The sequence below is a fragment of the Blautia sp. AF14-40 genome (genome assembly GCF_003479665.1).
Classification (GTDB): Bacteria; Bacillota; Clostridia; order Lachnospirales; family Lachnospiraceae; genus Fusicatenibacter; species Fusicatenibacter saccharivorans.
Map to the genome: position 1 here is coordinate 60,799 of NZ_QUHK01000003.1, position 26,067 is coordinate 86,865.

Sequence of the window (26,067 nt, forward strand, 5' to 3'; positions counted from 1 at the left end):
TCGCTCTCCATCAGACACCCGCACAGCTGTCTTCCCCCCACAAATTCACACCGAACCACCCTCCTGACGAATCCAGACTCCTTTCCATCCGTCCTCCCAACCCCACATGCTCACGCCGATCCGCCTCCTGGCGGATCCAGACGCTTTACCCCCGTCCCCACCGTCAGACCTCGCGTGGCTTCGTACCTGCGGTGCAGCGGGCATAGAAAAAGAGGGCAAGAACTGTGAGCGCAGAAGGGGCCCGGAAAAATGGGATGACCTCTGGTGCACAATACCAGAGGTCAAAACGCACTGAGTCGGGAAAACATCAGGTTTCCTGACGAATTGCGTTGATTCTCATTTTTCCGGGCCCCTTCCGCGCCACAAGTTCCGCCCTCTTTTTCTCGCCCGCTGCACCGCAGGTACGAAGCCACGCGAGGTCGTCCGAGGTTGTCCGAGGTCGTCCGTATTCACCTCTACGCCTTCAGAATCGCGCTCAGCACATACTGATTATTTGAGAAGTTTTTCTGCGAAATATCCCCGAGTCTGATCAGGTCAACATCCAGCCACAGCTCCTCTGCTGCCACCATCATATTTGCAAACATAATCCCGAAATTCACCTCATCCCACTTCCGAAGCTTCTCCACACTGTGCTTCTTCGAGAAAATATGAATCCTGTTATCATACACCACAAATCTCCACGGCTGGCTGTTCATACTGGATGGCGACAGTCTCGCCGCTTCCAGCATCTGCGTCATCCACTGTCGCGGCACCTCTTTGAACACACAAAGATCCTCCAGCGGCAGTCTCTTTGCTTCACTTTGCCGTCTCGTATGCGAACCATGACTCTTACCAAAAGCGACGATCCCCACCAGCCGCTTTCCGTTCTTCTCAAGCTCCGCCTTTTTCACACGATTACTTCCGATAAAGCAGGTTCCCAGTCCGATACTGCACAGATACAGCACCATCTGTTCCATAATATAACCCACGTTCATCAGATATCGTTCTGACTCCTCCGAATAAAAAGCCATATAATACGGCGCCTTCACACTGAACATACTGAGCATTCTCTCCTGCCCTTTTCTGTTGTCCAGAATCGCCATATCCACACCGATGCCCGAAAACAGTGCCGGCATCTCCTTATAATGCTCCCAAATCTTATCCAAAGTCTGCGGCGGAAGCGTATCAAAACAATAATTCCTTACTGATTTTCTAACAAAAATAGCCTCATATAAATTCATACTCTCACCCTTACTTCATCTGCTATCCGTCTGTTTTTGTTACAGTTCACTGCTGAATGAACAGTAATATTTCTTTCATAGCCGGCCGCGGCCCGCTCCCCATTTTTACAGGAGCAAAGCCGCATTCCGAAAAATTTACGTTTAATCTTCCGCATTCGACAGAAATACGGAAATTCTCCCTCTTAATCGCAAATATTTTTCAATTTCCAGCTCATCCATTTTTACTCTGTAATAATATTGTAACATATTCAAAAACTTTTTCAAGGGAAAAACGCGCCAAATTTTGTATATTTTTCACACATATTTCCCATCAAATTTATGCAACTTTAAAACCTGTGCTTACGCTTCCGCGGTCAGCTTCTCCAGCTCCTCCACATAAGAAGCAAACACATCCAGCGCCTCTTCCACCGGCTCCGGCTTCGTCATATCGACGCCGCAGATCTTCAAAAGGTCGATCGGATCCATCGAGCAGCCGCCGCTTAAGAATTGTTTGTACTTCTCCACGATACCCGGCTCCCCTGCCAGGATCTTGCTGCTGATCGCAATCGCCGCCGAAAATCCCGTTGCATACTGATATACATAGAACGGTGTATAAAAATGCGGAATTCTCGCCCATTCCAGCGCGATCTGCGGATCCGAAATCATATCCGGTCCGAAATACTCCTTGTTGATCGACAGATACAGCTCCGAAATACCGTCCGCCGTCAGCGTGCCTTCCTCTGCCATCTTCTCATGAATCCGCTTCTCAAACTCCGCAAACATCGTCTGGCGGAACACCGTTCCCTTAAACTGATCCAGGAAATAATTCAGCAGGAAAATCTTCTCCTCTTTTTCTTTCGCATGCTTCAGCAGATAGCGGATCAGCAGTGCCTCGTTGCAGGTTGATGCCACCTCAGCGACAAAGAGGCGGTACTCCGCATACGTAAACGGCTGTGTATGGTTCGAATACCAGGAATGCAGCGAATGGCCCATCTCATGCGCCAGTGTGAAGACCGAATCGATATTTCCGTTAAAGCTCATCAGCACATACGGATGGGAATCGTAAGAACCCCAGGAGTAAGCACCGCTCTTTTTTCCTTCGTTCTCATAAACATCCACCCAGCGCTCCGAAAAGCCCTTGTCCAGCAGTGCCACATAATCATCCCCGAGCACGGCAAGCGCTTTCTTCACGATCTCGATCGCCTGCTCATACGTATATTTCTGCTCGTACTCTTTCGTCAGAGAAACGTAAACATCATACATATGAAGTTCATCCACACCGAGCAGCTTTTTACGCAGTGCCACGTAGCGGTACATCGCCGGCATTTTTGCATGAATCGCCTCGAGCAGCTTGTCGTAAACCGAAACCGGGATATTTCCGCCATCCAGCGATGCAGCCAGTGCAGATGGATATTTTCTTACATCTGCAAAGAATGCGGCCTGTTTCAGATTGGCACCGAACGTTGCGGCGAGCATGTTTTTGTGTTTTTCATACTCCGCATAATACTTCTCAAACGCTTCTTTTCTGACCCGGCGGTCCTTCGACTGTAAAAATCCGACGAAGGTGCCGTGGCTCAGTGGAACCTGATTTTCCTCTTCATCCGTGACCGGCTGGAATCTGAGGTCTGCGTTCGAAAATGCCGAGAAAATCTGATCCGGGCTGGATGCCATCTCTCCGGCTTTTGCAAGAACCGCCTCCATCTCCGGCGAGAGAATGTGCTCTTTCTTGCGGAAGTTTTCTTTTAATATGCGATCGTACAGACGGAGCGGCTCATATGCTTTTTCAAATTCTGTAACCGTCTCCTCGTCAAGCTCCAGGATCTCCGGCTCTACGAAAGAAGAGGCATCCGCAAGAACAGCCATCATGCTGTCCATCTTTCCGGCATAGCCCTGATACTTCTGATTTCCCATATCCTGGTGATATTTCTGGCTTGCATAGACATACAGGCTGGAAAAGACGCGGCTGATGTCATCAAGACCGGAAAGAACGTCATACAGCGCTTCTGCACTCTCTTTCATTGTTCCCTGTTTTGCGCGGAACGCTTCTATTTTCTTCGCAAGCTCCTGCTCTGTTTTCTCAAATTCTTCATCACTACCAAACAAACTCGAAAGATCCCAGCAGTACGCCGGATCCATCTCTTCTCTTTTTTTCAGTTTAATTTCTGCCATATTTCTCCCTTCATCCATCTTTTTAGACGGAACTATTTCTGCGGTTTTTCTTCTAATACTAATGTGCCGCACTTACGCTTAGTTTACCACAATTTAACCTCTAAATCTAAAATTTTTTCTTAATTTTCTTGACAAATCCATAAACCGATTGTATGATTGTACTATCAAATTAATACAGTAGTACAAAAGGAGTGAATGCCATATGCCATGGAATCTTGATTCCTCGCGGCCGATCTATCTGCAGATCATCGAGCGGGTACAGATGGACATCATCACCGGGCGCTATCAGCCGGGCGATAAGCTTCCGTCCGTCCGCGATCTCGCGCAGGAGGCCGCCGTCAACCCGAACACAATGCAGAAAGCGCTTTCCGAACTGGAACGCAGCGGACTGATCTATTCCCAGCGGACCAGCGGACGCTTTATTACCGAAGATAAGGAGTTGATTCATCAGATGAAAAAAGAACTTGCCGCCGCAGAAGTATCTGCTTTTGTTGCCCACATGAAACAGCTCGGCATAACCCCGGAGGAAATCCGGCAGCTACTTGCCGAAACGATTGAGGAGGAAGAAAATCATGAGTGAACTTGTAACGTGTAAAGACCTGACGAAGCGCTTCGGAAACCACACCGCGCTCGATCATCTCAACCTTTCCCTGGATTCCGGGAAAATTATCGGACTGCTGGGGCCCAACGGAAGCGGAAAGACGACGCTCTTAAAGCTGCTGAACGGACTGCTGACCCCGAGTGAGGGTGAAGTCCTCATCGCCGGAAATCATCCCGGTATTGAGACAAAACGGATCGTCTCCTATCTGCCGGATAAAATGTATCTCGGCAGCTGGATGCGCGTCTCGGATCTTTTAACGTATTACAGCGATTTCTTTGAGGACTTTGACATGTCCCGCGCCAATGCCATGCTGGAATCCTTAAAAATCAGCCCGAAGGACCGTTTGAAAACGATGTCGAAGGGAACGAAAGAGAAAGTCCAGCTCATCCTCACGATGAGCCGCCGCGCAAAGCTCTACTGCCTCGACGAGCCGATTGCAGGCGTCGATCCGGCAGCACGCGATTACATTTTATCTACGATTTTAAACAACTACGAACCAGACGCATCCATCCTCATCTCAACACATCTGATTTCCGATGTCGAAAATATTCTCGATGAGGTCATCTTTATCCAGGAGGGCCAGTTAAAACTGCACGCCTCGGTTGAGGATATCCGGATGCAGGAGGGTGAATCGATTGATTCTTATTTCAGGGAGGTATTCAAATGTTAAAAAAATGTCTGAATCATGAGTGGAAAGCATGCTGGAAAAACATGGCGCTGCTGAACGGTGCCGCCATTTTCATGGGCGCTCTCGGAGGCTTCGGATTCCTCTTTTCCCAGATTTCTGAGCTGCCGGATCTGCTGATCGTCCTCTATCTGTTTGCATACGTTTTGATTGTGATCGCCGCATCCGTCATGACACAGGTGCTGATGATCCAGCGCTACTATAAAAATCTTTTTACCGACGAAGGGTATCTGACCAACGTCCTTCCGGTATCGGCAACGGATCATATTCTCTCCAAAATGCTGGTTTTCGGCGCATGGAGCATCTTAAACGCACTTTCCGTTCTCGCTTCCTTCGCTTTTTTGCTTCTGCCGTCCGCAATCCGGTATTTTACCGCAAACACCCTGCTTTTTTACAACAAGACCATGACCTTTTCCGATTTTCTGTCCTATCTCTGGGCACAGATTACCGGTGTTGCCGATGCTGCTTTTTCCCTGATCGGCATCACGAACCACATCGGTATGGCACTGTTTTCCATCGTTGGCTTCTTCGCTTCGCTGTTCTTTGGCATTCTTCTGTTCTATGCCGCCATCAGCATCGGAAGCCTGGTATCCAGCCACAAAATTCTGACGGCTGTCCTCTCTTACATCGGCATGACTACCGTGATCCAGATCTTCGGCGGAATCAGCATCGTCCGTGTTTTCCAGGACTCCACACCGACTGCTGTGGTTACCACATCCTCGGTTTCCACACTTATCATCACCGTGGTGCTCTGCGTTGTTCTGTTCCTGATCTGCCGCTATATCTTAAGCAGACGGCTGAATCTTTCATAAAAATTGCATTAAAAAACGCCGCCGCGGACGAACCGAATCGTCTGCGGCGGCGTTTTGTATGCATGTTCTGCACTTATGCCAGATGCCAGATATCCTCGTTGTACTGTGCAATGGTACGGTCGGAGGAGAAGAAGCCTGCTTTTGCGATGTTGATCAGGCACTTCTTGTTCCATGCATCTTTGTTCTCGTAGTCTTTGTATACTCTTTCTTTTGTCTTGATGTACTCTTTCAGGTCGAGCAGCGTCATGAACCAGTCTTTGTTCAAGATCTCTTTGTAGAGTCTCTCCAGGCAAACCTTGTCGCCGATAGCAAGAAGCTCATCGCTGACGATGAAATCAACCAGCTTTGCAATCTCCGGATCTTCGTCATAGATGTCTTTTGAGCAGTAAGCAGCATCTGCGTACAGGTCGATGACATCCTGCGGTTTCTTTCCGAAGATGTAGATGTTCTCTTTTCCGACAAGATCGCCAATCTCAACGTTTGCACCGTCTTCTGTTCCAAGCGTCAGGGCACCGTTCAGCATGAATTTCATGTTTCCGGTTCCGGAAGCCTCTTTGGAAGCCAGGGAGATCTGCTCGGAGATATCTGCTGCCGGGATCACCTTTGCAGCTTTTGATACGTTGTAGTTCTCAAGCATAATCACTTTGAAGTACGGGCTTACCTCAGGATCGTTATCAATCAGCTCCTGCAGGCACAGGATCAGATGGATGATATCTTTTGCGATGATATAAGCCGGTGCAGCCTTTGCACCGAATACCATGGTGATCGGGGTTTTCGGCTTGTTGCCGCTCTTGATATCCATGTATTTGTAAATAGCGTACAGGGCGTTCATCTGCTGGCGTTTGTACTCATGAAGACGTTTTACCTGTACATCGATGATGGAATTTTCATCCAGCGCGATATTCTGTGTCTCATACAGGAACTGTTTGAGATCCAGTTTGCGGTTGTGTTTGATCTCCTCAAGTTTTGCAAGAACCTTCTTGTTGTCTTTGTATTTGAGCAGTTTTTCCAGCTCGTCGGCATCTTTTTTGAATCCCGGTCCGATCAGGCTCTCGATATACTGTGCCAGTTCACGGTTGCAGTGCAGCAGCCAGCGGCGGAAAGTGATTCCGTTTGTCTTGTTGTTGAATTTCTCCGGATAAATATCGTAGAACGGTTTCAGCTCGGAGTTTTTCAGGATCTCGGTGTGCAGTGCTGCAACGCCGTTAACAGAAAATCCGTAGTGGATATCCATGTGTGCCATGTGGACGCGCTGATCCTTGTCGATGATCGCTACTTTCTCATCTTTGTATTTCTTCTTTGCCTGTGCGTCCAGCTCGTGGATAATCGGCATCAGGTGCGGAACAACCTCCTCGAGGTAATCGATCGGCCATTTTTCCAGTGCCTCTGCCAGGATGGTGTGGTTGGTGTAAGCACAGGTCTTGCTTACAACATCGATGGCTTCCTGCATGGTAAAGCCTCTCTCCTGCAGCAGACGGATCAGCTCTGGAATGACCATGGACGGATGAGTATCGTTGATCTGGATCACAACGTGATCATACAGCTTATGCAGATCGTAGCCCTTCTGCTCGCACTCCATCAGGATGAACTGTGCGCCGTTGCTGACCATGAAATACTGCTGGTAGATACGAAGCAGCTGTCCGGCACGGTCGCTGTCATCCGGGTAGAGGAACAGTGTCAGGTTTTTCTGGATCTGATGCTTGTCAAAGTTGATGCTGTCTGATGGAACGATACTCTCGTCTACCGTATCTACATCGAACAGATGCAGACGGTTACAGCCATTGTTGTAACCCGGTACGTCGATATCATACAGGGTAGAATGCATCGTGAAGTTTTTATACGGAACTGCAAAGGATACCGGCTGTCTGACGAGCCAGCTCTCATTTGTGATCCATGGATTTTTCACTTCTTTCTGTTTGTGGTCGACCAGAAGCTGGCGGAACAGGCCAAAGTGATAATTAAGGCCGATACCGTCTCCCGGCAGGCCAAGCGTTGCGATGGAATCAAGGAAGCATGCTGCCAGACGGCCGAGACCTCCGTTTCCAAGGGACGGCTCCATTTCCATCTCCTCGATCTCGGTCAGCTCTCTTCCGTGAGCTGCAAGTGCTTTTTCAACTTCCTCGTACATGCCAAGGTTAATCAGGTTATTGGACAGCAGTTTTCCGATCAGAAACTCTGCTGAAATATAATACAGCTTCTTACTTCCGGTGTTTCTTTTGCGACCTGCCATCTCCTGTTTGGTGATAACCATCAGGGCTTCAAAGATTTCGCTCTTTGTGCAGTTGTCCAGATCTCTTCCAAAACGCTCTTTTAAGATTGCCTGAATTCTTTCTTCCATTTTTTTCTCCTCGTATTGCTGTGGATAAATTCCCACAGTGTCATTTAGTTGCGCTGCCATTCCGGATTTCCTGCAATTGGCAGCTTTCGCAGTTCCATTCAAAGCTTTTCCCTGAATGGGACGGTTCACTTCTGAATCACTTTTGGGGGCAGCGAAACAGCAAATATTTTACTGCTGCGCGATCCGCGACTTCGTAGATTCCCTTACGACGAGTTCCCCATCGTATACTTTGCTGCAGGGTTCTTCTTTTCCTGAAATTAAGGAAAACAGCATCTTTGCCGTCTCTGCAGCAAGCTGCTCCACCGGCTGGCGGATCGTTGTGATACTGGGTATATAATACTCTCCCGCATCAATTCCGTCAAATCCTGCAACGGAAATATCATCCGGCACGGTAAGCCCGGCCTCTTTTAAGGCACGGCACGCACCGATTGCCAGCGTATCCGCGGTGGCATACAGCGCGGAAAACTCCGTCTTTTTTTCCAGAATTTCTTTTGTTATCTTGTACCCTGTGGCGAAAGAATACGTGTCGTCCTTCGTCATATGAAATACCAGATCAGGGTCATAAGGTATCCCATGATCCAGTAAAGCCTGGCGGTACGCATTCAGACGGAGGCGTCCGATACTGATGTCGTCCTCGCAGGCGGTAATGATGGCAATGCGCCGGTGCCCGAGACCACAGAGATAATCTACCATCTTATAGCTTTCCCTGTAGTCATCGACCGATACGCTCGCGCACGGTTTTCCTCCGTCTGAAACCGCCCCGATTGTACTGATCACGTACGGAACCGGGATCTGCGCCATTTTCTCATGCGGATGCGTAAAGTTTCCGCCGAGGAAAATGATGCCGCGCAGCCGTTTTTCTTTGACGATCTCGATCGCGGAGTCTACCTCATTTGCCTTTTCCTCTACTCGCTCAATAATGCAGGCGTATTTCTTTTTTCGCACAACCTCTTCAATCACACTGATCATGTTGTTGAAGAACATGTTGTCCATGCCTTTTACCAGAATGGCAATCGCTTTGGCATTCGACCGCTTCAGGTTTCTGGCACTGTTGTTCGGTACGTAATTCGATTCGGCAATCACCTTTAAGATCATCTCTTTTGTTTCCGGATTGATGTCCGGATGATTGTTCATCGCTCTCGATACGGTACTCACGCCTACCTTACATTTGCGGGCAATGTCCCTGATTGTTACCTGTTCCATATTCTGCAGGCCTCTCCTTTAAACTCTGTACCTGTTCTGCCGGAATCTCTTCCGGCTTGTTTCCCCGGCCTGTTTTGCTTTCTTTCCAGCGCGTGTTTTTATTTTGTAATACGTGCTGTAATCTGTGTCAGCCGATGAATTCTCTTGGCCAGCTCCGGTGTAAACTGTCCCGGAAACAGGCGCCATTTCCAGTTATTTCCAAGTGTGGACGGATAGTTGATTCTTGCCTCCGTGCCAAGGCCTAAAAACTCCTGCATCGGAGTGACAGCCAGATTTGCCACACTCTCCATTGACATGCGGATAAAATCCCACGGCAGCTCCTCATCGGTACTCTTTGCATTTCCCATATACTCTTTGGAGAATTCGCGGTCTTCCTCACTCATGACATAATACCAGCCAAGAATCGTATCGTTGTCGTGTGTTCCGGTGTAAACAACACAGTTTCTCTCGTAATTGTGCGGCAGATAATCGCTCTCCTCACGGGAGTCAAAAGCAAACTGCAGCACCTTCATACCAGGATAGCCGGACTCTTTTACCATTTCGATCACGCTCTCGGTAAGGTATCCCAGGTCTTCTGCGATAACGTCCACATCGCCGAGCTTTTCTTTGACGGTATTGAACAGGTCCATGCCCGGTCCTTTTTCCCAGTGGCCGCGCTCTGCCGTCTGATCACCGAACGGGATGGAATAATATTCATCAAATCCGCGGAAATGGTCGATGCGGACAGTATCGTACAGTTTAAACACGTGAGCCAGACGTAACAGCCACCATGCATAACCTGTGCTCTTATGATAGTCCCATTTGTATAACGGGTTGCCCCAGAGCTGTCCGGTTGCGGAGAACGCATCCGGCGGGCATCCGGCAACTGCTTTTGGCTGGTTATCCTCATCAAACTGGAACAGAACCGGATTTGCCCAGGTATCGGCACTGTCAAATGCAACATAAATCGGAATATCACCGATGATGCGGATACCCTTTTCATTTGCGTATGCCTTCAGTGCTTTCCACTGTTTCAGGAACATAAACTGCTGGAATTTGTAAAATGCAATCTCCTCGGCAAGTTCTTCCCGTTTCTGATTCAGTGCTGCTTCTTCTCTGTCCTTTAATTCTGCCGGCCACTCACTCCAGCTGATTCCGCCGAGTGTATCCTTAATCGCCATATACAGCGCATAATCTTCCAGCCAGTAACCATTTTCCGATACAAATGCATCATATACGTCATCTGCCGCAAATCTTTCAAATGCTTTTCTGAGTACTTTGAAACGGGACAGATAAATCTTTTCGTAATCAATATACTCTGCATTGTCGCCGAAATCGCACGCATCACACTCTTCTTCTGTCAGAAGTCCCTCTTTTACCAGGGTCTCCAGATCAATAAAATATGGATTTCCTGCAAAAGTAGAGAACGACTGGTACGGCGAATCTCCATATCCCGTCGGTCCAAGTGGAAGAATCTGCCAGTAGCTCTGGCCGGCCTCCTCCAGGCGATCCACAAATTCATATGCTTCTTTCGAAAAACATCCGATTCCATATCGGGACGGCAGCGAAGCTACCGGAAGTAAAATACCACTTGCTCTCATTTTTTAACCCTTTCTCCTTGTCGTTTTTTCTATCCATCCGACCCCACAAATACATAATTCCTGTTCACGGATACGCAGCAAATTGTAACTTATGCAACCCCTATAGCCAGCTCATTTTGTTTCGTAAAAACAGGGCTGTCGGTATCTCGTCTGTATTTCCGGAAACGGTGTCGGTAACGTTTCCGGAACTCGTTATATTTACAATACCATACTCTGCATCAAAAAACAACCCCCAACCCCCTTATCATATTTACCAAATATTGAATACTCTGTTTATTCAAAACAACGAATTTGCATTTTTGTAACGATGCAAAGCCATACATAAAAAGACAGCATGCGGGGACGGAACCGCTTTGGTCACTTAAAAATCATGAATTTTTCAAGCCTCCCATATAGGTTCTGTCCCCGCATGCTGTCTTTTGCGGTATCTGTTTTTCACTTAAAACTCCAGAATAATCTTTGTTCCAGTTCCAAGTGTACTCTCAATTTTAATCTTCGCATCATGAAGAATCGCTCCATGCTTCACAATGGAAAGTCCAAGTCCCGTACCTCCCGTTTCACGGGAATGACTCTTATCTACACGATAGAACCGTTCAAAGATCCGCTCCTGATCTTCCTTTGCAATTCCGATTCCGGTATCTGCCACAGATACCACTGCCCGTCCGTTTCTTCCGCGGGAAACCGTCACTTCGACCTCACCGTCCCTGCGGTTGTACTTGATCGCATTGTCGCAGAGATTGTAGATCATCTCATAAAGAACCTGCCGTGCACCTTTGATCCGGCAACTCTCTCCTCTCAGTGTCATCTTCACCTGCTGCTCCTTTGCCCGTATGGAAAGATGTCCCTCGACATCACGGCAGATCTGCATCAGATCCACTTCCTCCATCGGGATCGACTGGTCGTTCTCGTCCAGTCTGGACAGCTTGATAATATCCTCGACAAGAGAGCTTAACCTGCTCGCCTCACTGTGGATTCTGCCCGCAAATTTGGGAATATCCTCCGGTTTTACCATGTTATTTTCGATGATCTCCGCATATCCGGAAATCGACATCAGCGGTGTTTTCAGCTCATGTGACACATTGGCTGAAAACTCACGGCGCATCACCTCGGCTTTCTGTTTTTCCGTCACATCCAGCACCAGGATGACCGCACCGGATACAACACGGTCCACACGCACCGGATTTGCAAGAAGCTGATAGACTCTTCCATTTATCTCCAGCATCCGTTCCTCGGAACTGCCCTCCAGCGCATGATCCAGTGCCTCCTTCAGCTGCTCGTTGCGGCTGACTGTCACGATATTGTGGTTAATGCACTCCTCCGCTGTCACATCAAACAGATTCTGTGCCGAACGGTTGATGGAAAGTACGACCGACTGGTTTGTCACGATCAGACCATCCTTCATATATTCCGTGATGGCAAGATACTCCTCCTGATTATGGCGGAGCTCCTCCATCTGCTGCTGAATCTGCTTCTGCTGCTGATGAATTCTTCCAAGCAGCGGACTCAATTCCTCATACGCTTTGTTGTCCAGCGGATGATTCAGATCAATCTCATTGATCGGCTTTACAAGCGCCTTTGTCATATGGCTGACCATCAGCAGCTCCACGACAAGGACTGCCGCAATCAGCACAGCCACCAGCCATATATTCCGCAGCATCACACCGAACACACTGTCTGTTGTCAGGGAAACACGGATGATTTTTCCATTGTCCAGGCGCAATGCCGTATAATATGTTTTGCTCCGCAGGGTCTCGGAATAACGGGAAATATTGCTTTCCCCGGTCTTTTCCGCCTCAATCACCTCCGGCCGCCCGGAATGGTTTCCCATCATGTTCTCATCCTCGACCGAATCAAACAGAACGGTTCCGTCCGTGTCAATCAGGGTAACCCGGCTTGCCGTAATCTTGCCGGCCGGTTTATCCAGACTGTCATCACCCATCTTGTCCAGAAAATACCTGTAATACTCACATTCATTTCTCACCGAAACACGAAGCTGCTCCGCCGTATTGTTGTACATTGCCCAGCTCATGGTGAAAAAAGTCAGGATAATCGCAGCGATAATCAACGCTCCCGCATGTTGAAAGACTTTTTTACGCATCTTACTTTCTCAGCCTCCTATCCGGTATCCCACGCCGCGGACCGTCTCGATCAGCTCGCCGCATTCGCCCAGCTTCTGGCGGAGTGTACGCACATGAACGTCTACCGTACGGGTTTCTCCGTCAAAATCATAGCCCCAGACATGGCCGAGCAGACGGTCTCTCGTAAGGACAATTCCTTTATTTTCCATTAAAAATTTCAGCAGTTCAAACTCTTTTAAGGTCAGGGTAACCTTCTCCCCTTTGGCCAGAACCTGATGCTGTTTCACCTGGATCTGCAGATCCCCGGTCTCCAGCACATCGTTTTCCTTCTCTTCTTTTCCGGCACGGCGCAGCACGGCACGTACCCTTGCGATAAATTCCATCATGCCGAACGGCTTGGTAATATAGTCATCGGCTCCGCAGTCAAGGCCCATGACCTTATCATACTCAGCGCCCTTTGCCGTTACCATAATGACCGGAATTTCCTTTGTTACTTCCGATGCCTTGAGGCGTGAAAGAATTTCAAGACCATCCTCTCCCGGAAGCATGATATCCAGGAGAATCAGATCCGGAAGCTGTTCTGCAATAGCTGCATTCAGCTCTTTTCCGCTTTCCAGGCCTCTTGCGGTAAAACCGCTCGATTCCAGTGTGTATACGATCAGTTCCCGTATATTTCTTTCATCTTCCACGCAGTAGATCATCTGTTATTCCCCTTTATGGTGACCGTTAATGGAGTACACAACCCATTCCGCAATGTTTGTTGCATGGTCACCGATTCTTTCATAATATTTTGCAATCATCAGATAGTCCAGAGACTGGACATCTGTGGTAATTCCCTTTCGCATACCCTGCAGAATTTCATCCTTGACCTCATCAAAAAGATCATCCACGATATCATCGAAATCGATAACCTCCCGTGCAAGCTTCAGATCCTGCTTAACGTATGCATCGATGCATTTTGTTACCATAGAAGCTGTTACTTTCGCCATATCCTTCAGACGGATGCTTGCATCCGGCACACCAAGACTCGTTACTTTTACGATATCCGCAATATCCGCTGCCTGGTCTCCGATCCGCTCCATATCGGTAATCATTTTTAATGCCGCAGATACCTGGCGCAGATCACGTGCTACCGGCTGCTGCTGTAAAATGATGCGGAAGCAGAGATCCTCGATCTCCCGTTCTTTCGCATCGACAACCTGGTCTTTTTTGATAATCTCTTCTGCCGCTCTCTGGTTTCCCTCCAGCAGAACCTCATATGTCCGTCCGATTGCCTGCTCGCAGAGTGCGCCAAGCTCAATCAGCTCCGTGTGCAGAATTTCCATCTGCTGCTCAAATCTTTCCCTCATATCAGCCAAACCTCCCTGTAATGTAATCCTCTGTCCGTTTATCCTTCGGCATGGAGAAGATCTGTTCGGTCTCTCCGTATTCTACTACCTCTCCTAACAGGAAAAATGCGGTTTTGTCGGAAATTCTGGCTGCCTGCTGCATATTGTGGGTTACCATGATAATAGTATAATCTTTTTTCAGTTCTACCGCAAGATCTTCGATTTTGGACGTAGAAATCGGATCCAGTGCCGAGGTTGGTTCATCCATCAGAAGAACCTCCGGCTGTACGGCAAGGGCACGCGCAATGCAAAGACGCTGCTGCTGTCCGCCGGACATGCCAAGTGCGCTTTTCTTCAAACGGTCCTTCACCTCATCCCAGATTGCCGCCTGTCGAAGAGACTGCTCCACAATATCATCCAGCTTTGCTTTGGAACGGACACCATGGGTTCTCGGTCCATAGGCAATGTTGTCGTAAATGCTCATCGGGAACGGATTTGGTTTCTGAAATACCATGCCGACCCGTTTGCGGAGTCCGTTGACATCCATTTTTCCGCTGTAGATGTTTTCTCCGTCCAACAGCATTTCACCGGTGATCCGGCAGCCCGGAACGAGATCGTTCATTCTGTTGATGGATTTTAACAGGGTCGATTTACCACAGCCGGAAGGTCCGATAAAAGCCGTCACCTCATTGGCATCAATGCTCAGATTGATATTTTTTAAGGCATGAAAGTCTCCGTAATAAAGATCCATATTGGATACATCTATTTTACTCATGTTTTTTCCTCGTCTCTCTTTTATTTCTTTGCAATTTTCTTCGCAATCATTCCGGAACAGCCGTTGATCAGAAGGACAATCAGCATCAGGATGACGCCGGTTGCATACATCTGATTCATATAAAGGCCTTCACTGGAAAGTGCATACATATGAACGGCAAGGGTACGGCCGGAATCCATAAGGCCTGCCACCTTTGCAATCGTTCCTGCTGTGAAAAGAAGCGCTGCCGTCTCTCCTACGACACGGCCTGTCGCAAGAATGACACCGGAAAGAATGCCGGGTACGGCAGATGGAAGAACAATTTTAAAAATCGTACGAAGCTTTCCGGCTCCCAGTCCAAAGCTTGCTTCCCGATAGGAATCCGGAACCGATTTTAAGGCTTCTTCTGCTGTTCGCATAATCAGCGGAAGAATCATGATGGCAAGGGTACAGGCACCGGACATCATCGAGTATCCCATTTTCAGGGTTTTCGTAAAAAACAGCATACCGAACAAACCGTAAACGATCGACGGAATACCGGAAAGGGTCTCTGCAGTAATCCGGATCAGGCCAACCAGCGTTCCGCGCTTGTTGGCATATTCAACCAGATAAATTGCCGAGAAAATGCCAAGCGGCGCAGCAAGCAGAAGGGAAAGTACCGTCATCGTAACAGTGTTGATGATCGCCGGAAGCATCGTAACATTCTCTGTATTATAGGTCCAGGCAAACTGCTCCAGTGTCAGGTTTTTCACGCCACGAATCAGAATGAATCCAACCAGGAAAACCAGAACGGCAAGTGCAAGAATGGCTGCTCCCCAGGTAATTCCGGTCAGCACGGAGGAAAAAACACTTTTGTGATACGTAACCTTTGTTCTTTCTTTTTCTTTTGTATTTATTTTTACAGCTTCCATTGTATTTACAGCTCCATTTCCTTTAATCACCATAAGGTACCCTCCGGTTCAGCATAGACACCGATAAATTGATCAGCAGGATAAAGACAAACAGCACAACACCCGTTGCAATCAGCGCTTCCCGGTGAAGTCCGGATGCATATCCCATCTCCAGTACAATATTGGCTGTCATGGTACGAAGGCCTTCTGTGATTCCTTTTGGCATACGAGGCTGGTTTCCGGCAATCATAATCACTGCCATTGTCTCTCCGATGGCACGTCCGATGCCAAGCACGATACCTGCCAGGATTCCGGATTTTGCTGCCGGGACAACTGCAAAGAAAACACTCTGGGAATGCGTGGCACCAAGACCAAGGCTTGCTTCATAGTAGGATTCCGGAACACTCGTAATGGCGGATTCTGTTACACCGACCACGGTCGGAAGAATCATAACGGCCAAAAGAATGGATGCCGTCAGCATTGTGTTTCCGTTTTTGCCGGTCAGCTGTGCCATCAATGGGACGATCACGACCAGTCCGAAAAATCCATATACGATAGACGGAATACCGGCCATCAGGTTAATACCTGATTTGCAGATGCCGTAAAACTTTTTCGGACAGTAACGGGAAAGAAACACCGAAGTAAGAATGGCAACCGGCACACCCATCAGGATTGCAAGGCCGGTCACGCAGATACTGCCGACAATCATCGGCAGGATACCGAAAATGTTGTTTCCCGGTTTCCACACGGTACCGGTCAAAAATTTCAGCGGTCCGATTTTAAAAATAGCAGGAACGCCATTCATGAACAGGAAAATGCAGATCAGTGCAACAGCCAGTACGGAGCAGCACGCCGCAATCAGGAATACAAGTTTCATGATCGTTTCTCTTAGTTTCATAAGATAAATCCTTTCATTTCATTGTTTCGCGGAGCGTGTTTGAAAAAGACTTTCGTTTTTTTCCTTACGAACTGCTTTTTCAAGCACGTTCCGAAAGACAGCTTCTTTTTCTGAACATTTTCGGATACGGAAGTAAGAGCGATTTTCCATTGTTCGCCCTTACTTCTTTTTCCATTGCTTTATACATTCTTTATTTTACATCTGCCCAGTCGGTTGTGTCGCCAACATAGATGCTCTTTACCTGATCGCTGATCAGCCCATCGGTCGGGTTCTCTTTGTTTACGATGACAGCAATACCGTCGGTTGCGATTACGGTTGCGGTAAGCCCTGAGGACTTCTCCTCATCCTTTAAGTCACGGGATGCCATACCGATGTCGCAGAGACCGTCGCTTGCGGAAGTGATACCTGTTGTGGAATCGCTCTGCTGTACTTCGATGTTAGCGTTTGAATTTACTTTTGTATAAGCCTCTTTTAATTTTTCCATCAGTGGTGTTACAGAGGAAGATCCTGCTACCACAACCTTTTCACCGCTGCAGTTTCCTTCGTAGGCTTTGGTATCTTTGATTGCAATATATCCGTCATCTGAAACAACCTGCTGTCCGTCGGTGCTTAAGATGTAGTCCATGAAATCCTGCGCATCTGCGGAAAGACCGTCTTTTGTTACAATGTTGAACGGACGGCTTACTTTATAGGAACCGTTTTCTACGTTCTCTGCACTTGCCTCTGCTCCGTCGATTTTCAGTGCTTTGACTTCATCATTTAAGGATCCAAGGGAGATATAACCGATTGCGTACTGGTTACCTGCCACTGTGCTCATCATAACGGAAGTATTGTTGGTGATCTGTGCATCAACGGTGGTGTTGTCTACTTTCTCACCTGCATCGTTTTTCTCTTCTACACCGAACAGCTCGATGAATGCACCTCTGGTACCGGAACCATCCTCACGGGAGATCACGCTGATCTGTCCGGAGAAATCTCCGCCTGCTGCGGTGCTGTCACCGTCTGTGCTGCCATCTGCCTCTGTTGCAGAAGCCTCTTTTGTAGTGTCTGCTGTGGAAGAACTGCTGCTGTCGCTGCTTCCACATCCTGCAAGCATTCCTGCAGCCATCATTGCGGTTAAGGTGATTGCAATTACTTTTCTCTTCATAATATTCTTTTCTCCTCTTTTCACACGGGATTTTTGTGATTTCTATTTTGTAAAATCGCAATCCCGATGTTTTTTACATTTCGTTTTTACAGGTATCATCATAACAACGGCGTGTAAAATGCAAAATCTCAGAGATGTTAAGTTTATGTAAAACATGAGTTTTTTCTTTTTTACATTCCATTTTTCCGGTCGTAAACCGCTCCGTCACATCTCTCGCAAGTGGCACATTTTTTCCGCGCAGTGCAATCCTGCCCAAAGGATCTTTTTCTCCGCAGGAAATTCCAACAAGATTTCCCATAGAAAAAAAGGCTCCCCGGAATACTCTTTTTTCAGAGTATTCCGGGGAGCCTTTTTCTAAAGCATATGCAAAAGCGGATATTCGCAATCCTCTTATTCCGTCACCGGCACGTCAAGCTTTTCGGACGCTTCTTTTAACAGGTCAATGATCGGCAGATGCTGCGGGCATACACTCTCACACTGACCGCACTGCACGCAGTCTTCTGCTTTTCCCGATGTTTCCAGCAGCTTTTTATAATAATTTTTCGCGCGGTCTTCTTCTCCATACAGGCGGATGGTATTCAATGCCTTGAACACATCCGGAATCGCGATTCCCATCGGACATCCGTCGCAGCAGTAACGACAGGCGGTACATGGAACCGCCGGACTCTTTTTCAGCGCTTCCTGTGCTTTGGCGATCACTGCTTTTTCTTCCTCGTTTAACGGTACAAAATTTCGGAAGGTTTTGATATTATCCTCCATCTGTTCCTCGTTTGACATACCGGAGAGCACGGTTGCAACACCCGGGAGGGAAGCCGCAAAGCGGAGTGCCCAGGACGCAATCGATGCATCCGGATGAACACGTTTCATCTCTGCTTCAATCTCTTTGCCTGCCGATGCAAGGGAACCGCCCTTTACCGGCTCCATAACAAGGAACGGCATATCGTATTTCCGAAGCACCTCATACAGACGTCCGGACTGGATCAGCGGATTGTCCCAGTCAGCATAGTTCATCTGGATCTGGACAATTTCAACCTCCGGATGCTCGGAGAGAATCTTGTCAAGCAGCTCCGGCGTTCCGTGGAAGGAGAAACCAAAGTGTTTGATCAATCCCTCTTCTTTTTTCTTCTTGGCCCAGTTGAAACAGTCGTATTTCACATAGCCTTCATAGTTTGCGCCGTCTTCTACGCTATGCAACAGGTAATAATCAAAGTAGCCTGCTCCGGTGCGCGCGAGCTGATCGTTGAAAATGCGGTCACGGCCTTCGATGCCCTCGTCCATCATCCACTGCGGGAGTTTTGTCGTCAGAGTAAAGCTTTCTCTCGGATGACGCTCTACCAGCGCTTTTTTCACGATGCTCTCCGATTTTCCGCCGCAGTACATATAGGCGGTGTCAAAATAGTTCATTCCGGAGGCAAGGTACGCATCGACCATTTTACAGATCTGCTCCAGATCCAGTTCTCCGTCCTTCTCCGGAAGGCGCATCATGCCAAATCCTAATTTCGGCATTTTTGTTACATCTACACTCATGGTAAAATCCCCTTTCTTTTCCGCGGAAAACCTTCGTTTTCTCAGTATTGTTGAGAAAATTGTAGCATTAAAGTATACTTGAAAGTCAATAGTTTTTTTTATTTTCGTCAAAATTTTTCTTTGACTTTTTCCGTTTCCGGTGGTATTCTGATAAAAAATTATGATTACAAAAGGAGTAGCACTATGATCTGGAAAAACCAGTTTCTTCACCTCACAAATGGCGATGTTTCAGCTGTTTATGGGGATAGTGCGCTCTTTTTTAAGTAAACTTCACATCTTGTATTCTTAAAATCACACAGAAAATGCACGTATCTCCCCATCAGAATTTTACTATATTTTGACAAGGAGATTTTTTTATGTCTGAGAAAAATACCAGAAAACAAATACGAACTTTATATCTTATGACCACGGTCGGCTATTTTCAGATTGCGGCGGCTTCGTGGGTTGCACTGCTCGCACTCCGTGGATTTTCGCTGCTGCAGATCGGGATGCTCGAAAGTATTTTCCATATCGTGAGCCTCTGCTTTGAACTCCCCTCCGGCGTTGTCGCCGATGTTTTCGGGCGACGGAAAACGCTGATTGCAAGTCAGATGGCCTCCCTGATTTCCGGTACGCTGATGATTTTTTCCACCGGCTTTGCTACAACGGCGCTTGCGCTTGGATGCAGTGCGCTCAGCTATAACCTTGCATCCGGCACACGGGAGGCACTTGCGTATGACAGTCTGAAGCAGAACGGGGACGAATGGTTTTATGCCCGTTTTTCTTCTACCGAAATGATGCTGTACCGTATCACCAATTCCACCGCAACGCTCTGCGCAGGCCTTGCCCTGTGGCTGGGATACCGGCGCGCGTATGCGATTGATCTCTTCTTCGGGCTGATTGCGCTTGGCATTTCATTCCGCCTTGCGGAAGTAAAAACGGACGCAACACCAGTTCATGATCCTGTTGGACAGGAAATCGTTTCGGTTGTGCAGGAAAGCTGGCAGTTTCTTGTCCGTGAGAAAAAAGCAAGAAATATTATGCTGGTGAACGCACTCATCGGTGCCGTTTCTACGCTGGTTCTCTTCTTTTTACAGGCGAAGCTGCCACTCACCGGCATGAACAGCGCGCTGCTTGGACCTGCCCTCTTCGTGATGGGACTCGGCGCGGCACTGGGATCGCGGATGACAGCATACTTTCACAAATACCGCTACCGCGCGATTCTGCTGTTTGGCACGATCGGTGTACTTTTCGCCTTTCTTATGAGCTTTACCGGACTGCCGGCCCTTATGGTCTTCGGCGGATTTATCGGATCCTTTTCCGATGATTTTCTTGAAGTCCGGACCGATATTCTGCTCAATGACATGATCCCGTCCAAGCAGCGGGCGACGCTGATGTCGGTGAACTCGTTTGTCTTTTCCATGATTATGATCGTCCTTTCCACCGTATTTGGATGGATCATGTGATCGTCAAAAATTTACTTACATTGAAAAAAACGCTCATCAGTTTTTTTGCTGATGAGCGTTTTTTTCAAAAAATGATCAAACACCGCCGCTCCCTGCCAGAGCGCCGTCCGGGGTCTGCGGGGGTGTGCTTCCCCCCTCCACATTCCCCACCACTTTTTCTTTCTTCAACCACTTCCAGACATCGCCATATACGCGGTACTTCTCTTTCTCGTTCAGTATTTCATGCCGCATTCCCGGATACAGCTTTCCTCTGACATTGCGGTACCCGATCAGCCGCATATGGTCAATGGATTTTTTAAAGCGCCGCACATTCACATAACACGGATCATCCCCGCCGGACAAAAACAGCACCGGCAGCTTCCGGTTTGTGCAATGCCATCCATGGAATCCATACGTCTCCTTCAGCAGATCATTCAGCGCAAAAAAAGCATCATCCGAAAACGTAAAGCCACAGAGTGGGTTTTCTTCATACTCCCGCACCACCTCCGGGTCCGAACAGCACCAGGCGAACCGGCTCTTCTCATCCGCAAACCGCGCCGCAAACGATCCAAACGACATCGCCTCCAGAAGATTGCTCCGATGCTCATCCCCGAGCACCGCCGCTTCTGCGTGTCCTACAGCCGCACCCAGCGGCCGCAGATAATTCTTGCTCGGTGAACCACACACAATCAACGCATCCAGCTCCCTATCATGCTCCTTCGCATACGTGCGCACAACCAGGGATCCCATACTGTGTCCCATCAGAATAAACGGCAGATCCGGGTACTCTTTTTTTGCCCATACCGTAACCTGAAACAGATCCTCCACAAGCCCTGCGCCGCCTGCGCCGTACATAAATCCGAGATCCTGCTCCGACTTCACACTCTTTCCGTGCCCGCGGTGATCATGAATCACACACACTACACCGTGTTCCGCCATAAACTCCATAAACGGCAGATACCGCTCCTTGTATTCGCTCATTCCATGGCTGAGCTGCAGAAGCGCCGTCCGCTGTACGCCCTCCTCCGGCTCCACCACAAGCCCGTCAAGCATCAGTCCATCCACCTTCGACTGAATCGTAAAACCTCTTTGCATTGCACCTTCCCCTTTCTTCCAGAACGATGCCGAACTGCCCGAAATTCTAAACCTCCGTGTCCTCCGAAATTTCCGGTGGAACCGCAAACGACAATGTAATCCGATCGTAGCACTCCTCGCACAGATCAAACTCATGCTTTTCCAGGTCCTTCCCGGAAAAGTACCCCCACGTCGTGTCGACCGAGCAGATCCCCTCCAGCAGCATTCCATTCTGTATTTTCATGCTTTTTCCGCAGCAGTTACACACCGCCGCTTCCAGCTCATTTGTGTTTTTGTTGTATTTCCGCATTTTTCTTCCTCCCGTGTATCAAAAAACGTTTCTTTCTTCGTTCCTGACACAAAACAGAAATCAGATTCTCCTGTGTCCTGTCGATTGTAACACATCTTTCCCGCCATTCCTACTGGGAATGAAAGGAAAGTCCTGTGCGTTAAATGCGTATACAATAACGATTTCTCTCTACCTCTTCGGAACCGATTCATCCGTCCGGCTCATCAGCACTGCGTCCTCCTTCGGGAGATCGTAGTACCCCTTCCGCATGCCGTCCTGTACAAAGCCGAGGCTCTCGTACAGATTCCATGCCGGCGTATTGCCGATGCGCACATCCAGATGAATGACGCGCACCTTTCTCTCCTGCATCCGACGGAACAGCTCTTCCATCAGTGCACGGCCGATGCCGCGTCTTCTCGCTTTTTCTGCCACGCAGACATTTGTGATCTCACTTTCATCAAAGGAAATCAGGATTCCGAGATATCCTAAAATTTCACCGTCCTCCTCTGCTACAAGAAACAGTGCGTCGTCACGGATCAGAAATGTAAAAAATCCGGTTTCTGTCCACGGAATCGAAAAGTTGGCCTCCTCAATCGGCATCACCTGCTCCAGATCATCGATCTGCATTTCACGGATTGTGATCATTCGCTTTTTTCTCCGTTCTCCTGTTTTTTCACCACATCGGCATGCTTCACAGATTCCCGCTCCGCTCTTTCACGCTCCGCCTGCGATTTTCTCAGGTATTCCGGCTCGTGCTCTTCTGCCGTCTGAATCTTACCTTCTTTGTAATAAACCTCAGCCAGTGCTCCGACGGCTGCCGCTCTCTGGCGGTTGACGTGTGCCGGTGCAAAGGAAAACGGAATCGTCAGCAGTGCCTCTAATTTTTCCCGGTAAACCGCAACGCCGTCCCCGAGGAAAATCACTTCGTGGTCGAGGCAGTTCAGGCCCTCCGCCAGTGCCTCAATGCTCATCGTATCCTGTTCCCAGACCGTATCGAGACGATGATCCGTGTAGCAGTAAACTCCGGTATAGACCTGGTTTCTTCTCGCATCCATGATCGGGCAGACAAATTTGTCAGTATCCCAGATATTGTACGCGATTGCCGCCGTCGTTGGAATGGAAATCAGTGGTTTTTCAAGTGCCAGACCAAGTCCCTTGGCTGTTGCAGAACCGATGCGAAGACCGGTAAACGAGCCCGGACCTCCGGCAACTGCAATCGCATCGATCGTCGAAAGATCCAGCTCTGTCATGTTCGAGATTTCATCCAGCATCGGAAGCAGAGTCTGGGAATGTGTTTTTTTATAATTTACGGTGTATTCCGCAAGCAGTGTGTCATTTTCAACAACAGCCACCGAAGCCACCAGGCCGGAGCTGTCCAGTGCAAGTATTTTCATAATTTTTTGTTTCCTTTCCGATATTTCCTTCCTGTGCAACTCATTTTGGCAGTCTGCCGGAAACAGGAATCTTTACGATTTCCTTTTGTTTTTCCACCACATTCAGGATTTTTTTCTTTTATTCCACCGTAATTTTCCGGTAATCAAACCCTTTTTCGAGGTCTTTTTCTATCGTAATCGAAATCGCACCCTCCGGGATCAGCTCTTCAATCAGTTCTGCCCATTCGATCAGGCAGACACCCTCACCGAAAAAATAATCATCGTATCCGATTTCTTCCATTTCTTCTATATCACCGATCCGGTAAACATCGAAATGATAAAATGGCAGACGTCCTTCAGTATATTCCTGAATAATGGTAAATGTGGGACTGTTGACTGCCTCTGTGATGCCAAGTCCTTTTGCAAAGCCCTGCGTCAGAACGGTTTTTCCAACACCAAGGTCTCCGTTTAATGTATAAATCTGGCCAGGCTTCGCCGCTTTTCCCAGCTTTTCGCCAAGGGCAAGCGTCTCCGACGCAGAATTTGTTTCTATGATCATATGCTTTCTTCTCCTCTTTTTCTGCCTATCATTTTAACACAAACAAAAAGGTAATACAACCGCAGAACGAAACCGCTTTTCCTTGTGCTTTTCCTTGTGCTTTTCCTTGCTTTTTCTATCTGTTTTCGCTATACTATGTATCAGAGTTTCGCGGCCCAAAAACGTCCCACTCCTGTTTTTTCGGCCCGGAAAACGCGGTAAAACACGCTCTGCGCTTTTGTCCGCGTAAATCAAAAAGGAAAGAGATCAAAACTGTTATGCTGACTGTAATGAAATTTGGCGGAAGCTCCGTCGCAGATCTTGCGCACATCCGCAATGTAGCACAGCGCTGCATCGAAAAACAGCAGGCCGGAAGCCAGGTCGTTGTCGTTCTCTCCGCGATGGGAAAAACGACGGACGGACTGATTGCAACCGCAAAACAGATTACGGAAAAACCGTCCCGCCGCGAGATGGATATGCTTCTTGCCACCGGTGAACAGGTTTCCGTTTCCCTGATGGCCATAACCATGATTCAGATGGGCGTCAGTGCTGTTTCTTTAAATGCCTGGCAGGTACCGATGCACACGACCTCCGATTATCAGAACGCGCGCTTCAAACGGATCGACACCGAGCGCATCCGTAAAGAGCTGGATGACAACAAAATTGTCATTGTCACCGGCTTCCAGGGGATCAACAAATACGATGATATCACAACGCTCGGACGCGGCGGCTCCGATACGACTGCGGTTGCCCTCGCTGCAGAGCTGCACGCGGATGTCTGTGAAATCTACACGGATGTAGACGGCGTCTACACCGCAGATCCGCGGATTGTACCGAATGCGCGCAAGATGGAAGAGGTAACTTACGATGAAATGCTGGAGATGGCTTCGCTCGGCGCAAAAGTCCTTCACAGCAGATGCGTGGAAATCGCAAAAAAATACGGCGTGGAACTTCTGGTCTGCTCCAGTCTGAACCGGAATTCCGGAACGATGGTAAGGGAGAAAACCAAAATGGAAAAAATGTTAATCAGCGGCGTGGCTGCCGACAAAAATGTGGCAAAAATCCGTGTTGCAGGCCTTGGCAACGATCCGGAGAGCACGTTCCACCTCTTAAATTTACTGGATCGGAACAATCTGAACATCGATGTCATGATCCAGTCACTCGGAAAGGACGGCACAAAGTCCGTTTCCTTTACCGTTGCAAAGCCGGATATGCTGCGCACAATCGATGTGCTGAACGACAATAAGGATTCGCTCGGCATCAAAAAGCTGGATTATGACGAGAACGTGGCAAAGGTTTCCGTCATCGGAGCCGGTGTCCGCTCCCATTCAGGCGTGGCTGCCAAAATGTTCGGTGCGCTCGCCAATGCAGGAATCAATACCGAGATGGTTACCACCTCGGAAATCCGCATCACTGCCCTGATCGACGAAGCATACGCAGATCAGGCGATGCGTGCGATCCACGAGACATTCCTGGAGTAATGATCTGAAAAAGGTGGTTGACCCCTTTGATACCAGATTGCTACGTACTTTGCACTCCAGCAATCATCAAAAACATTCGTAATCCGCTCATTTTTCTTCGAAAAATGGCTGCTTACGTCTTATCAAAAAATCGTAAAAAAATCAGGAGGAAAACAATGATGTCTAACCCAATTGTTACAATTACTATGGAAAACGGCGATGTGATGAAAGCAGAGCTTTACCCGGAAATCGCCCCGAACACCGTAAACAACTTCATCAGTCTGGTAAAAAAAGGCTTCTATGACGGCCTGATCTTCCACCGTGTCATCCCGGGATTCATGATCCAGGGCGGAGATCCGGCAGGCACAGGCGCCGGCGGCCCGGATTACTGCATCAAGGGTGAGTTCTCCCAGAACGGATTTGAGAACAACCTCGCACACACCCCAGGCGTTCTCTCCATGGCACGTACCATGTTCCCGGACAGCGCAGGAAGCCAGTTCTTCATCATGCACAAAGCTGCTCCGCATCTGGACGGCGCATACGCTGCTTTCGGAAAAGTAACAGAAGGCCTGGAAGTCGTAGATAAAATCGCATCTGTCAACACCGACTACAGCGACAAACCGCTGCAGCCGCAGAGAATGGCTACCGTTACCGTTGAGACCTTCGGCGTCGAGTATCCGGAACCGGAGAAATGCTAAGG

The 26,067-nt window shown here is 48.4% G+C and carries 24 protein-coding genes; 6 read left to right on the forward strand and 18 right to left on the reverse strand.

The genetic code is table 11. The features are described 5' to 3' along the window. Positions 1-455 precede the first annotated feature (455 nt). Complete coding sequence (locus DWW13_RS03400; protein WP_022462268.1) at positions 456-1,220, reverse strand: nitroreductase family protein; 765 nt, start codon at positions 1,218-1,220, stop codon at positions 456-458. A 339-nt stretch (positions 1,221-1,559) separates the two neighbouring features. Continuing rightward, positions 1,560-3,368, reverse strand: coding sequence for an oligoendopeptidase F (gene pepF / locus DWW13_RS03405; RefSeq protein ID WP_226906295.1), 1,809 nt, complete (start codon positions 3,366-3,368; stop codon positions 1,560-1,562). A gap of 202 nt (positions 3,369-3,570) precedes the next feature. Between pepF and DWW13_RS03410 the strand changes: the two genes are divergently transcribed. Genes DWW13_RS03410 through DWW13_RS03420 form a run of 3 tightly spaced genes read left to right on the forward strand, consistent with a single transcriptional unit; the run spans position 3,571 to position 5,466 of the window. Next, a complete protein-coding gene (locus DWW13_RS03410) occupies positions 3,571-3,948 on the forward strand; it encodes a GntR family transcriptional regulator (protein WP_022462266.1) in 378 nt (125 codons plus the stop codon). After that, on the forward strand, positions 3,941-4,639 hold the full coding sequence (locus tag DWW13_RS03415) for an ATP-binding cassette domain-containing protein (protein WP_055227982.1): 699 nt from the start codon (positions 3,941-3,943) through the stop codon (positions 4,637-4,639). Before DWW13_RS03410 ends, DWW13_RS03415 begins: the two co-directional genes overlap by 8 nt. Further along, complete coding sequence (locus tag DWW13_RS03420; RefSeq protein ID WP_118719236.1) at positions 4,633-5,466, forward strand: hypothetical protein; 834 nt, start codon at positions 4,633-4,635, stop codon at positions 5,464-5,466. The genes DWW13_RS03415 and DWW13_RS03420 overlap by 7 nt, the downstream gene beginning before the upstream one ends. 73 nt (positions 5,467-5,539) lie before the next feature. Here DWW13_RS03420 and DWW13_RS03425 read toward each other — a convergent pair whose 3' ends face one another. The 11 genes from DWW13_RS03425 to DWW13_RS03480 form a co-directional block, all read right to left on the reverse strand. Continuing rightward, on the reverse strand, positions 5,540-7,804 hold the full coding sequence (locus DWW13_RS03425) for a glycogen/starch/alpha-glucan phosphorylase (protein WP_055227980.1): 2,265 nt from the start codon (positions 7,802-7,804) through the stop codon (positions 5,540-5,542). 168 nt (positions 7,805-7,972) lie between these two features. After that, complete coding sequence (locus DWW13_RS03430) at positions 7,973-9,007, reverse strand: LacI family DNA-binding transcriptional regulator (protein WP_117802081.1); 1,035 nt, start codon at positions 9,005-9,007, stop codon at positions 7,973-7,975. Between the two features lie 98 nt (positions 9,008-9,105). Next, entirely contained in the window at positions 9,106-10,587 is a 1,482-nt protein-coding gene (gene malQ, locus DWW13_RS03435) for a 4-alpha-glucanotransferase (protein ID WP_118719238.1), read from the reverse strand. 439 nt (positions 10,588-11,026) lie between these two features. Beyond that, complete coding sequence (locus tag DWW13_RS03440) at positions 11,027-12,685, reverse strand: sensor histidine kinase (protein ID WP_118719240.1); 1,659 nt, start codon at positions 12,683-12,685, stop codon at positions 11,027-11,029. A 9-nt stretch (positions 12,686-12,694) separates the two neighbouring features. Further along, a complete protein-coding gene (locus tag DWW13_RS03445; protein WP_022462258.1) occupies positions 12,695-13,366 on the reverse strand; it encodes a winged helix-turn-helix domain-containing protein in 672 nt (223 codons plus the stop codon). A 3-nt stretch (positions 13,367-13,369) separates the two neighbouring features. Next, positions 13,370-14,014: a phosphate signaling complex protein PhoU gene (phoU, locus tag DWW13_RS03450; protein ID WP_118697653.1), complete on the reverse strand. Its 645-nt coding sequence runs from the start codon at positions 14,012-14,014 to the stop codon at positions 13,370-13,372. A 1-nt stretch (position 14,015) separates the two neighbouring features. After that, the gene (gene pstB, locus DWW13_RS03455) at positions 14,016-14,768 is read right to left on the reverse strand and encodes a phosphate ABC transporter ATP-binding protein PstB (protein ID WP_117802078.1); all 753 of its coding nucleotides are present in this window, start codon (positions 14,766-14,768) and stop codon (positions 14,016-14,018) included. Positions 14,769-14,788: 20 nt separating this feature from the next. Next, the gene (gene pstA / locus DWW13_RS03460) at positions 14,789-15,691 is read right to left on the reverse strand and encodes a phosphate ABC transporter permease PstA (RefSeq protein ID WP_226906296.1); all 903 of its coding nucleotides are present in this window, start codon (positions 15,689-15,691) and stop codon (positions 14,789-14,791) included. Next, positions 15,681-16,535 (reverse strand): phosphate ABC transporter permease subunit PstC, encoded by an 855-nt coding sequence (gene pstC / locus DWW13_RS03465; protein WP_226906297.1) that lies wholly within the window; start codon positions 16,533-16,535, stop codon positions 15,681-15,683. The genes pstA and pstC overlap by 11 nt, the downstream gene beginning before the upstream one ends. A gap of 190 nt (positions 16,536-16,725) precedes the next feature. Further along, the gene (locus tag DWW13_RS03470; RefSeq protein ID WP_118719242.1) at positions 16,726-17,682 is read right to left on the reverse strand and encodes a substrate-binding domain-containing protein; all 957 of its coding nucleotides are present in this window, start codon (positions 17,680-17,682) and stop codon (positions 16,726-16,728) included. Between the two features lie 390 nt (positions 17,683-18,072). Next, positions 18,073-19,209 carry an aldo/keto reductase gene (locus tag DWW13_RS03480; protein ID WP_226906298.1) on the reverse strand — a complete coding sequence of 379 codons (1,137 nt, stop codon included), beginning with the start codon at positions 19,207-19,209 and terminating at the stop codon, positions 18,073-18,075. A gap of 356 nt (positions 19,210-19,565) precedes the next feature. Here DWW13_RS03480 and DWW13_RS03485 point away from each other — a divergent pair, with 356 nt between their 5' ends. Continuing rightward, positions 19,566-20,654 carry an MFS transporter gene (locus tag DWW13_RS03485; RefSeq protein ID WP_118719244.1) on the forward strand — a complete coding sequence of 363 codons (1,089 nt, stop codon included), beginning with the start codon at positions 19,566-19,568 and terminating at the stop codon, positions 20,652-20,654. Between the two features lie 75 nt (positions 20,655-20,729). On the opposite strand, the gene DWW13_RS03490 is transcribed toward DWW13_RS03485, so the two are convergent. The 5 genes from DWW13_RS03490 to tsaE form a co-directional block, all read right to left on the reverse strand. Then, positions 20,730-21,728, reverse strand: a complete 999-nt coding sequence (locus tag DWW13_RS03490; RefSeq protein ID WP_118595005.1) for an alpha/beta fold hydrolase — start codon at positions 21,726-21,728, stop codon at positions 20,730-20,732. A 46-nt stretch (positions 21,729-21,774) separates the two neighbouring features. After that, entirely contained in the window at positions 21,775-22,017 is a 243-nt protein-coding gene (locus DWW13_RS03495; protein ID WP_022462249.1) for a hypothetical protein, read from the reverse strand. A gap of 168 nt (positions 22,018-22,185) precedes the next feature. Then, a complete protein-coding gene (gene rimI, locus DWW13_RS03500) occupies positions 22,186-22,641 on the reverse strand; it encodes a ribosomal protein S18-alanine N-acetyltransferase (protein WP_179964627.1) in 456 nt (151 codons plus the stop codon). Then, the gene (tsaB, locus tag DWW13_RS03505; RefSeq protein WP_117509348.1) at positions 22,638-23,390 is read right to left on the reverse strand and encodes a tRNA (adenosine(37)-N6)-threonylcarbamoyltransferase complex dimerization subunit type 1 TsaB; all 753 of its coding nucleotides are present in this window, start codon (positions 23,388-23,390) and stop codon (positions 22,638-22,640) included. The genes rimI and tsaB overlap by 4 nt, the downstream gene beginning before the upstream one ends. 118 nt (positions 23,391-23,508) lie before the next feature. Beyond that, positions 23,509-23,928, reverse strand: a complete 420-nt coding sequence (tsaE, locus tag DWW13_RS03510) for a tRNA (adenosine(37)-N6)-threonylcarbamoyltransferase complex ATPase subunit type 1 TsaE (RefSeq protein ID WP_022462246.1) — start codon at positions 23,926-23,928, stop codon at positions 23,509-23,511. 257 nt (positions 23,929-24,185) lie between these two features. Between tsaE and DWW13_RS03515 the strand changes: the two genes are divergently transcribed. Both DWW13_RS03515 and DWW13_RS03520 read left to right on the forward strand, forming a co-directional pair. Next, a complete protein-coding gene (locus tag DWW13_RS03515) occupies positions 24,186-25,388 on the forward strand; it encodes an aspartate kinase (protein ID WP_118719246.1) in 1,203 nt (400 codons plus the stop codon). A 158-nt stretch (positions 25,389-25,546) separates the two neighbouring features. Next, positions 25,547-26,065, forward strand: a complete 519-nt coding sequence (locus DWW13_RS03520; protein WP_055227969.1) for a peptidylprolyl isomerase — start codon at positions 25,547-25,549, stop codon at positions 26,063-26,065. Positions 26,066-26,067 lie beyond the last annotated feature (2 nt).